Origin of the sequence: Moraxella sp., from assembly GCF_024227015.1 — a bacterium.
Taxonomy (GTDB): domain Bacteria; phylum Pseudomonadota; class Gammaproteobacteria; order Pseudomonadales; family Moraxellaceae; genus Moraxella.
Genome location: NZ_JAAELD010000065.1, coordinates 1 through 10,921, shown reverse-complemented (window position 1 = coordinate 10,921; position 10,921 = coordinate 1). Strand labels below are relative to the sequence as shown.

11 protein-coding genes are annotated in these 10,921 nt (G+C 47.8%); 1 reads left to right on the top strand and 10 read right to left on the bottom strand.

Going from position 1 to position 10,921, the window contains the following annotated elements; all coding sequences use genetic code 11:
• Window positions 1-417 precede the first annotated feature (417 nt).
• From yjgA to cysK, 9 genes are all read right to left on the bottom strand, one after another.
• Complete coding sequence (gene yjgA / locus GY683_RS01305; RefSeq protein ID WP_046697285.1) at window positions 418-924, bottom strand: ribosome biogenesis factor YjgA; 507 nt, start codon at window positions 922-924, stop codon at window positions 418-420.
• A gap of 22 nt (window positions 925-946) precedes the next feature.
• Window positions 947-1,831, bottom strand: coding sequence for an RNase adapter RapZ (gene rapZ / locus GY683_RS01300; protein WP_297287035.1), 885 nt, complete (start codon window positions 1,829-1,831; stop codon window positions 947-949).
• A gap of 3 nt (window positions 1,832-1,834) precedes the next feature.
• On the bottom strand, window positions 1,835-2,686 hold the full coding sequence (panC, locus tag GY683_RS01295; RefSeq protein ID WP_297287034.1) for a pantoate--beta-alanine ligase: 852 nt from the start codon (window positions 2,684-2,686) through the stop codon (window positions 1,835-1,837).
• A gap of 19 nt (window positions 2,687-2,705) precedes the next feature.
• Window positions 2,706-3,527 carry a 3-methyl-2-oxobutanoate hydroxymethyltransferase gene (gene panB / locus GY683_RS01290; RefSeq protein ID WP_297287033.1) on the bottom strand — a complete coding sequence of 274 codons (822 nt, stop codon included), beginning with the start codon at window positions 3,525-3,527 and terminating at the stop codon, window positions 2,706-2,708.
• Window positions 3,528-3,571: 44 nt separating this feature from the next.
• Window positions 3,572-4,072, bottom strand: coding sequence for a 2-amino-4-hydroxy-6-hydroxymethyldihydropteridine diphosphokinase (gene folK, locus GY683_RS01285; protein WP_297287032.1), 501 nt, complete (start codon window positions 4,070-4,072; stop codon window positions 3,572-3,574).
• A gap of 30 nt (window positions 4,073-4,102) precedes the next feature.
• Window positions 4,103-5,908 carry a polynucleotide adenylyltransferase PcnB gene (pcnB, locus tag GY683_RS01280; protein WP_297287031.1) on the bottom strand — a complete coding sequence of 602 codons (1,806 nt, stop codon included), beginning with the start codon at window positions 5,906-5,908 and terminating at the stop codon, window positions 4,103-4,105.
• A gap of 104 nt (window positions 5,909-6,012) precedes the next feature.
• The gene (locus tag GY683_RS01275) at window positions 6,013-6,366 is read right to left on the bottom strand and encodes a ComEA family DNA-binding protein (protein ID WP_297287030.1); all 354 of its coding nucleotides are present in this window, start codon (window positions 6,364-6,366) and stop codon (window positions 6,013-6,015) included.
• Window positions 6,350-7,177, bottom strand: coding sequence for a nucleoside triphosphate pyrophosphohydrolase (gene mazG / locus GY683_RS01270; RefSeq protein WP_297287029.1), 828 nt, complete (start codon window positions 7,175-7,177; stop codon window positions 6,350-6,352). Before mazG ends, GY683_RS01275 begins: the two co-directional genes overlap by 17 nt.
• 71 nt (window positions 7,178-7,248) lie before the next feature.
• A complete protein-coding gene (cysK, locus tag GY683_RS01265) occupies window positions 7,249-8,178 on the bottom strand; it encodes a cysteine synthase A (protein ID WP_297287028.1) in 930 nt (309 codons plus the stop codon).
• A 193-nt stretch (window positions 8,179-8,371) separates the two neighbouring features.
• Here cysK and GY683_RS01260 point away from each other — a divergent pair, with 193 nt between their 5' ends.
• Complete coding sequence (locus GY683_RS01260) at window positions 8,372-9,781, top strand: phosphomannomutase CpsG (protein ID WP_297287027.1); 1,410 nt, start codon at window positions 8,372-8,374, stop codon at window positions 9,779-9,781.
• A gap of 33 nt (window positions 9,782-9,814) precedes the next feature.
• Here the strand turns inward: GY683_RS01260 and GY683_RS01255 are convergent, their stop codons facing one another.
• Window positions 9,815-10,738: a LysR substrate-binding domain-containing protein gene (locus GY683_RS01255; RefSeq protein ID WP_297287026.1), complete on the bottom strand. Its 924-nt coding sequence runs from the start codon at window positions 10,736-10,738 to the stop codon at window positions 9,815-9,817.
• Between the last annotated feature and the right edge of the window lie 183 nt (window positions 10,739-10,921).

Genomic DNA, 10,921 nt, shown 5'->3' with positions numbered 1-10,921 from the left:
GCAACACGACTACTACCACGTCAGACACCGTAGGAGGTAATAATGGACGAGAAACAACAACGCAGGGTGGAACTAGCTACGACAATCGCCCGTTTAGTGCCGAAGTCCGCAATGCACAAAACACTACTACTGGATACCGTGCGGCGGAAACGTCAGAAACTACAAGCTACCAAGACCGACAGTTCTCAAGAGTAACCCTACAAGAGCGGGGCGTATTCGTGCGCTTGCCTGTAAGTGCCCTCATGGGGAACCCTAGCGGTGCAGAACGCTACGCCATGGGAATCGCCAACATGGATGAATGCTGTCACTATGGATGAAACGCATGGATTAAGTGCTTGCACTTAAAGCAAGGAACACCAAAAAAGCCACATGAGCAATCATGTGGCTTTTGCTTTTTGGAATTTATCCGATTAATCATTAGGTGGATAAGATCGCTACTTCTCTGACATAGCTTTCAAAGTCCGCCAAGCTCTCATCCAGCAGCTCATCATCCTGTAGATGCTCAGCATAGGCAATCCACAGCAGCAGCTGATACACGCTGTTAAATTCACTGGCGTTGAACTGCTTCACGAATTGCTTGATCGTGCTTTCATCATGCAACTGCAAGCGGCTTAGCCATGTTTCGATTTTGGTTATCTGCTCTTTGGTGAACTTAATCTCAAACAGCGCGCGCGTCAGACTATGGCGATCTTCTTCGATGATGAGCTTGCCCACACGCTTGATCTGGCGGTTCTTCGCCGCAGCGCTGGTGATGTCTGATAAGTGTTTTAATTCATCTAAGAAATAATCACTAACTGGCAAAGTGGCGAGTTGTTTTTTTGATAAATTTGCCAGTGGCGTAGCCAGCGCCTGCAAGCGCTCGTGTGATTTTTTGATTTCGGTGCGAGAGACTCGCATGTCTTGTTTTGACCAGTCAATATTCATAACATACTCTTGTATTAATGGGTTACCAGTGGCGTTTTTCACGGTGCTTGATGCGCACCTTTAGATGCTCAGGCAGTCCAATAGCCAAGGCCTTTTCTATTTTTTCGCTGACGTAGACTGAGCGGTGTTTGCCGCCGGTGCAGCCGATGGCAACCGTCATGCTGTGGCGGTTATTGTCTGCAAATTTGGGCAGCCATTTTAGAAGATAAGCCGTGATGTCCTCTGCCATCTCATCAACCTCGGGAGATTGAGCGAAGAAGGCTTTTACTGCGTCGTCCTGCCCCGTCAATGCTCTTAATTCCTCGTGCCAATGCGGGTTTGGCAATATTCTCATGTCAAATACTAGATCAGCATCCAATGGCACGCCATACTTAAAACCAAAGGACAGTAGATTAACATTAATCTTATTTTCAAACCCAAGATAATCACGAACCTTTTCTTTTAATTCGTGAACATTTAGCAAACTTGTATCAATCTTAATGTCCGCCAGACTTGCGATGGGTTCAAGCAGTGCGATCTCGCTATGGATGGCGTTCGGTAGGTTGCCTTTGGTTGCCATCAAAGGATGTACACGTCTCGTCGAGCCAAATCGTGCCACCAGTACACGCTCTTCGGCGGTGGCGTACAGTACTGTCACTGCCTGTTCGCCATATTCCTTGATGAGCGCTTGATGCAACACTGGGAAATTTGATAAATCTGCAAGCGGCAGACGGCTGTCAATCCCAAGCGCGATCTTATGAATGCTATCATCTAGCGTTAGTCGTCTGATGGCGCTATCTGCCAACGACAATGGCAAATTATCAATCACATAATACCCAAAATCCTCTAGGATATTTAATACCGATGTCTTGCCCGAGCCTGAACGTCCCGAGACGATAACGATGGAAATTGGATCGCTCATGATCATCCTTTATGTTAGGTGAATTTCGATATTATCCAACAGTCTTGCTTTACCCAGATAGCTTGCGGTTAAAATCACCAAATTTTTATCTTGGTCGCTAGGTGGTGTTAATCCATCAGTCAGCACTTCTAGATAATCCACCGTAAATCCTGAAGCATTGATTCGATCACGGTATTTTTGGGTAAGCTCGCTTAACCGCGAAACATTAAAATCGGCTCTTAGCTCATCAGCAAAGTCACCTAACGCCTGATGTAGCCTTGGGGCGATGGCTAATTCATCAGCGGTCAGGTAGCCATTTCTAGAAGATAATGCCAAGCCGCTATCCGCACGAACGATCTCACCACCAATGATCTTAATGCCAAAATTTAGCTCATCGTTCAGCTTGCGGATGATGGCAAGCTGTTGATAGTCTTTTTTGCCAAACATCGCCACATCAGGACGCACGATATTAAACAGCTTACTCACGACCAATCCCACGCCATCAAAGTGAGTTGGGCGAGTTTGACCACATAGAATCTTGGTAATCTCGCCAGAGAGTACCTGAATCTGCGGCGGATAAGTAGGATACATCTCATCCACGCTCGGCGCAAAGACCATGTCGCACGCCACACTCTGAAGCTTAGCACAATCCTCATCCAGTGTGCGTGGATAGCTGTCAAAATCCTCACCCACCCCAAACTGCGTAGGATTCACAAAGATACTCGCCACGACGATGTCGGCATGCTCCTTGGCGATATTTACAAGTGACAGATGACCATCATGTAGATTGCCCATGGTCGGCACCAAAGCGATGGTTTTGCCGTCCTTGCGGCATGCCTGCAGAGATTCTTGTAGTTCCTTGATATTGTGAAAAATTTGCATGTCATTCGCCCAATATTAGCTAATTAAAACTATGCTCGGCAGCTGGAAAAGATCCCTCTTTGACCTGCTTATGATACAGCTCAAACGCACCAAGTATGCCATTGTCGTTCGCATCATCACCCAAGAAATCTTTGACGAATTTGGTAGGCTTACGCGTGTAAACGCCCAACATGTCATGCATGACCAATACCTGACCATCCGTATCAGCGCCTGCGCCAATGCCAATGACAGGGACGTTCACGCTTTGGGTTGCCATCTTGGCAAGAGCAGCGGGCACGCATTCTAACAACAGCATACTTGCGCCTGCCTGAACAAGCTTTTGGCAGTCATCTAAGAGTTTTTTTGCCTGCTCATCCGTTCTGCCTTGTACTTTATAGCCGCCAAACACATTCACCGCCTGCGGTGTCAGCCCTAGATGTGCGCATACCGGTACGCCATTTTTGGCAAGCACAGAGATGATCTGGCACAAGCCATCATCCCCTTCTATCTTAACCACATTCGCCCCTGCTTGCATCACCGCGCGGCTGCTATTGATGGCATCTTCTAAAGTGGCATAACTCATGAATGGCAAATCCGCCATAATCAGGGCATGGCTGTTACCTCGGGCGATGTTGGCAGTGTGATACACCATGTCGCCAAGCGTGACGGGCAGTGTGGACGACTGTCCCTGCACGACCATGCCAAGGCTATCGCCCACCAAAATCACCTCAATGCCCGCTGTCCGCATGAGGCTGGCAAAGCTGGCGTCATAACAAGTCAAGCAGCTAAATTTCTCGCCAGAGGCTTTGTATTTATTCAGAGTTGATAATGTGATGGGTGCTGCTTGGGTCAGATAACTCATAAACATCCTTTTATTTTGATCGTCTGTACTTAAACACGCGCTTATCAATTTGTAATTTTGGTCAATTCGGACATGTCATGCGCCAATGCCAAATCATTGATTTTTTGTCCATTGATGACAAGGTCTTGGTTAAGCTCCAACAGCGGCACCAGCACGAAGCTTCTCTCAAAGATGCCCGCATGCGGTACGGTCAGCCTGTCATTCTTAATATTTTGATCGCCATAGAGCAGCACATCCACATCAAGCGATCGCTCACCCCAGCGTCTTAGGCGCACTCGTCCTGCGCTGCTTTCAAGACTTTGGCAAAAATCAAGCAAACTCATGGGGTCTAAATCCGTCTTAGCGGACAGTACCGCATTCACAAAATCAGGCTGATCAACCACGCCAAATGGCTTTGACGAATACAGCGATGACAATCCAACCTCTGTAAAGCGATCATCATCCTGCAGGCATTCGAGCACCGATAAAATATGACTCGTAGGATCGCCAAGCTCATTGGCGATGTTACCACCAAGTCCTAAGTATATCTGCACAAATTCACTCATCTGGTCAGCCTCTATGGGTAACGCACCCAACTACTCGCCTGCTCGCGGCTTGGCGTTTGATTTTTTGCGCCGTCTGGGCTTGGGGTTGTCCGCATGGCTTGGTTGAGCTTTGGCGGTTTTTGGTTTTGACTTGGGTTTTGGTGAGCGCTTCTTGGGAGTTGTCTGAGAAGGAGTGCCCTCTGCGGTCATGCCTTGCTCACGCTCTTTGATGGACAGCGTCGATGATGGGCGACGCTTTCGATAGCGTGTCGCAGGAATGTATGGTTCGTCATTATTGAGCAGCTTTAAGAACTCTGCCTCACCATAATTCACTTGCTCAAACACAGGAACGACCACATCACGGCGGCGCGGAATGGGTCTATTGGCGGTCTGCTCGGGTTTATTTGGCAAAAATTCATCAGCATTATCAACGACGAATAACGGCTTTGGCGTCTTAGAGCTGGGCTCTTCATCACGGCTTGATAACTGCTGAAGCTGCAACAACTCATCACTGGTATTACCACCACGATTACGTCTGCGTGATGGCAAGCCTGTCGCACTGCCACCACTGGCAAAGCTCTCTACCATCTGAGCGCGAGTGCCTGCATCGGCATCTTGGTAGCGCGTCCACCACACGCCCATGTTATTGGTCGATTCGGACAGCTCGTGTCTATCGTGCGCCTCACGCAGCACAAGAAAGTCGAAAGCGGCACGGAACTTCGGGTGGCGCTCTAGATTGACGATGTCGCGCACACGTGGGTTGGCAAGCTTAGGCTGCATGAGCCAAATGCTGGTAATGAATTCTTCGGCGAACTTAGGAATGGCGGTTCTTAGGCGCTGTACATCGACCACTTTTGCGGCGGCTTTGCTCTGCGCCTCGTGGAATGGCACGCCTTTTTTCTTAAACTTAGCCAGTTGATACAGATAGTTTTCCCACAGCAGTACCGCATAGAAGAACGCAGGATTAGCGCCCTTGCCCATGCTGACGCGCTTATCGGTATTGATGGCGGTGGCAAGCATCAGCGGCGTTGGCTCATTCGGCGCATATGCCATCAGATGATTCATCGCCCCATGCTCGAACAGAATCGGCAACAGCGGGGTCAGATAACCCCCTGAGAACATCTTTTGGGATTCGTCATACAGACGATGCGCCGACACCTGCTCAAGCAGCGCCCAATTATCCTCGTGAAACTGCGCTCCCAAAGCACGATCAAAATCAAAGCCCAATTTCGCCTTAAAACGCAGCGCACGCAGCAGACGCACAGGGTCTTCTTCGATGCGAGTCTTGGCGTCACCTAACAGGCGCAGCGTGCGATTTTGGACATCGTCAATCGCGCCACAAAAGTCAAGCACTTCGCCTTTGATCGGCTGATAATACAAGGCATTGATCGAAAAATCACGACGGGAAAAATCTTGATTAATATCACCCCACACATTATCACGGGTAATCATGCCCTCTTCAGTGGTGTGAGTGTCATCTTTGGGCGGCGCACGGAACGTCGCAACCTCAATCATCTCACGCCCAGAATAGACGTGCGCAAGCTGAAAACGTCGCCCAATGATGCGACAACGACCGCCAAAAATCGCCTTAATCTCATGCGGTCGAGCGCTTGTCACCGCATCAAAGTCCTTAGGTGCAAGCCCCAAAAGACTGTCACGCACACCTCCCCCCACGATGTACGCCTCAAAACCTGCCTTATTTAGAGTGCTCACCACCTCAATGATGCTGTGCGGCAAGGCAGATTTATTTAGCCCAAGCGCCTTATCACGATGCGTAACAAAGCTTTGGTTCTTTTTGGGCTTTTTATTTCTTGTGGGTTTGCTGGATTTCCCAGAGTTCGCTGGCTGATGCGCCATGCTGAATTCTCCCTGTGGGCTGTAAATTTATTTTGTATGTTTAAACCATCTATTTTAACCGTTATTGGCAAAAAAAGCGAACATAACACACATTTTGTGATAATTTAGTCCGAAACGCTCAATCTATGGCGATTTTTGTCAAGCGTCGCCTGCCCGATGCCTTTGACCTGCATCAGCTCATCCACGTGGCGAAATCTTCCTATTTGGGTGCGATGCCTGATGATGCGCTCCGCCGTATTCACCCCAATCCCCTGCAATGTCAAAAAATCGCTCGCGGTCGCTGTATTGATATTCATGCGCTCGCCAAGTTTCTTGACGGTCCTTTGCTCATTTTTCATCGCCTGATAGGCGCTAACAGCATCAGCATAGCAGCGATCTCCTGCAGAGTGCACTTGGGCAAAGCTCGGCAGCGTCGCCGCCATCCATAGCAATATGGCAAAGCTACTTATTTTCTGCATCTTTTGCCATATCCCAATATTTATCCATCTCCGCCAAATCGCTCTGTTCAAAAGTTTTACCCTGCTCCATAAGCGACTGCTCAACAAAGGCAAAGCGGCGTTTAAATTTGGCATTGGTATTTTGTAGTGCCATCTCGGCATCAATGTCCAAATGACGAGCAAGGTTAGTCAGCACAAACAGCACATCGCCAAGCTCGCCTGCGATTTTGTCTTTTTGAGCTTCATCCAATTTATCTGTTTTATATTTAAACTCAGGCGTGGGCAATTCTGCTTTTAACTCACCAAGCTCTTCTTGGAGTTTACCCAACACACCGCTCAAATCTTGCCAATCAAAACCGACTTTACCCGCCTGTTTTTGCAAATTTTGGGCGGTCATCAGAGCGGTGCCTGCCTTGACATCGGACAATAGGCGTTTGGGACGGTCTTGGTTTTCTATTTGCTTAATCTCATCCCAACGGCGTTTGACATCTTCGTCTGTTTTTAGATTTTCTTTGTCAAACACATGGGGGTGTCTGCGAATGAGTTTTTCTTGCAAAGCATAAATCACGTCCGCCATGTCAAACCGCCCCTGCTCGGCATACAGATGGGCATGAAAGACGATTTGCAAAAGCACATCGCCAAGCTCGCCTTTGATGTCATTTGTGGCAAGGGGGCTTTTATCGTCATTACTGATAGCTTCAATGAGTTCAAAAACTTCTTCTATGGCGTATTTTTGTAGGCTATCGTTAGTTTGTTTTTTATCCCATGGGCAATCGGTACGAAGGCGCGCCATGAGTGCTAACAGGTCAGAGAATTGATTGGTCGGATTCATGATTATTATCCAAAAAAAAATAAACCCCATTATACTAGATAATGGGGTTTTCCACATCGATTTTGGGTGGATTACTGAGCCAAATCTTCGAACAAGGCGGTAGATAGGTAGCGCTCGCCTGATGACGGAATAACCACCACGATGAGCTTGCCGGCATTTTCAGGACGGCTTGCCACTTGTAGGGCTGACCAGACCGCAGCCCCTGCGCTGATGCCCACGAGCAGACCTTCTTTTTCTGCCATTTGACGAGCCGTGACAAAGGCGGATTCGGTCGTTACCGTGATGACTTCATCATAAACACCTGTATTTAGGATGCTTGGCACAAAACCAGGGGCTAAGCCTTGTAGCTTGTGTGGACCTTTTTCGCCACCGCTAAACACAGGCGAATCGGACGGTTCTACCGCTACGATTTGTACACTGTCCTTTTTGGCTTTTAACACTTCACCCACACCTGTAATCGTACCGCCCGTGCCAATCCCTGCCACCACGATGTCCACTTGCCCATCTGTGTCTCTCCAGATTTCTAAGGCGGTGGTTTCACGGTGGATTTTTGGATTGGCTAGGTTGTCAAATTGGCGCGGCATAAAATAGCCGTCTTGACTGGCAAGCTCGTTCGCCTTGGCAATCGCCCCGCCCATACCCTCTGATGCAGGGGTTAATACAAGCTCTGCCCCATAGGCACGCAGCAGAGCACGGCGTTCTAAGCTCATGCTCTCAGGCATGGTGATGACAAGTTTATAACCCTTAGACGCACACACCATAGCAAGCCCAATGCCCGTGTTGCCCGATGTCGCTTCAACGATGGTGGTGTCTTTGTTGATAAGCCCTTCTTTTTCAGCTTCGTTTATCATGGATAGGGCAATGCGGTCTTTAACCGAGCTGGCTGGGTTAAAGTATTCTAGCTTAGTGACAACGCGAGCGGGCAAACCTTTACTTAGGCGGTTTAATTCCACTAGGGGTGTGTTGCCGATCAGGTCGGTAATGTTATTAGCAATGTTCATGGCATTGTCCTATTGTTAAGTTATGGTTGGAATATTAAAGATGGAATTAGCATAACAAATTTTTGATAAAATTTATAGGCAAAAAGCGATAAGTGATATTCCATTTTGGAATTTAATAGATTCGCTCCGCCAAATTGATTGGTTTATGCTAGAATAATCAAAATTATTTTAATACCCCCCTTTAGGATAAAACATGACCACTTTTAATCCCATTACCATCTCTTGCTTTAAAGCCTATGACGTGCGTGGCGAGCTTGATGTCAATCTTGATAACGCCATCGCCTACCGTATCGGACGAGCCTTCGCCCAATATCTTAATGACGGCAAAGACAACCCTGTCATCGTGGTCGGCTCGGACATTCGCCCGTCCAGCGAGAGCCTAAAACAATCCGTCATTGACGGCATCACGGACGCAGGCGTGGACGTGATTGATTTGGGCATGGTTGGCACCGAAGAAGTGTATTTTGCCACAAGCTATCATAACGCCATTGGTGGCATTGAAGTTACCGCAAGTCATAACCCCATCAACTACAACGGCTTAAAAATGGTGCGTGAAAACTCCCGCCCCATCAGTGGCGACACAGGGCTTGCCGACATTCGTGCCATCGCTGAGCGTGGCGAATTTGTGGTGGCGGACAAAGGTAAAGTTACCCTAAACACCGACAAAACCGCTTATATTGACAAGCTCATGAGCTTTACCGATACCGCCAAATTCACCCCCAAAAAAATCGTGGTAAACAGTGGCAACGGCTCGGCAGGACCTGTGGTTGATGAATTACAAAAACGTCTTGGCGATAACATTGAGCTTATCAAAGTCCACCACGTCCCAGACGGCTCATTCCCCAACGGCATTCCCAACCCCATGATTATCGCCAATCAAAAGGTAACATCGGAGGCGGTCATCGCTCATGGGGCAGATTTTGGGGTGGCGTTTGACGGCGATTTTGACCGTTGCTTTTTGTTTGATGAACATGGGCAATTTATCGAAGGCTCATACATCGTGGGCATGCTTACCGAGGTGTTTTTGAAAAAACATCAAGGTGAGAGCATCGTTTATGACCCCCGAGTGATTTATAACACCGAGAACGTCATCACCCAAAATGGCGGTACGCCTGCCATCAGCAAATCAGGGCATTCGTTCATCAAGCAGGTCATGCGTGAGACAGGGGCGATTTATGGCGGTGAGATGTCAGCTCATCATTATTTCCGTGATTTTGCCTATTGTGATAGTGGCATGATTGTGTGGCTGCTGGTGATTGAGCTGTTATCAGTAACAGGCAAAACCTTATCCGAGCTGGTAAACGGTTATATCCATGATTTCCCCAGTTCAGGGGAGCTAAACTTTCGCTTGGGGCAAAAAACCGCTACCGAAATCAGCGAGCTGTTAGAGCAAAAATACCACGCATTAAACCCTGCCAAAAACACCCTAGACGGATTAAGCCTAGATTTTGGCAGTTGGCGGTTTAATCTACGTTCATCCAACACCGAGCCACTCATTCGCCTAAACATAGAAACCAAAGGCGACAAAGAGCTATTAAAAGAGCGAACTGATGAGATTTTGGCAGTATTAAATGAATGCGGTGCGGCGAGCGCCAATCACTAAGCCACGAAAAGACCCGAAATATCGGGTCTTTTTTTATAAATAAGATTTAACCCATTTGACAAAACTATCCACCATGGGCGAGATGTCTTGATTGGCGTGCACGATGTAATAGGCTCGATGACTGTCCAAAGTTTTATCGGATATAATGATGAGCTGTCTTGATTGCAGCTCCTGCTCGATGAGCATCTTGGGGATCAGTGCCATACCCATTCCTTGTGCTGCTGCCACTGCCAACATCGAGAACAGCTCATATCGCTGCCCACTAAAAGGACTATAATGATCGATATGATTCGCCAAGAACCATTCCTGCCAGATGGTCGGTCTGGTTGTCTGCTGCAATAGAGGCATTTTGGACAGTTCATTATCCGCCAAGTCACATTCGCCATTCACCCCCACCAAGGACTCCCCAAAATGCTCAATCAAAAGCTTAGGCGATGCCACCAACACAAGAGATTCATCCATCAGATGATGCGACTGCACACCTGGCCATTGGCGAATCTGCTGCGGCGTACCTGCAAATATCGCCGCGTCAAACATATTCTCGCTGAACAAAAAAGGCTTCGTGCTCGTCTCTAGATGCAGATTAATCTTGGGATGTCGCTCATTGAAGTCTTGTAACTTTGGCAAAAGCCAGCGGGTCGCAAACGTCGGCACCACGCCTAATTTTAGAACGCCGCCAAGGCCTTTATGATTCATCAAATCAACCGTTGATCGCTCAAGCCCTAGCAGATGCGAAGTGACACTCTTTAGGTACATTCTGCCTGCTGTCGTCAGCTCCACGCCATGCCTGGTTCTGGCAAACAGCGCCACACCCAAGTATTCTTCTAGCTGCTTCACCTGTCTAGACACCGCACTTTGGGTCATGAATAGTGCCTGCGCCGCATGTGTGTGGCTGCCATGTTTGGCAACTGCCTCAAAGCATAATAAGCTTTGCAAAGAAGGAATGGATCGCTTCATAAATTCGTCCGATGAATGATATGCCAAAAACACATACAATAATATCTTTAATGTCTTAAAACCTAGTATTTATCTGTATTTTAGTCAAAATAATGGGCAAATACTAGGCTTTATCGCTTAAGATATGCATAAAAATCATATCTTGATGAAAATTACTCGATTGAAATTTTTTGATTTTATCGT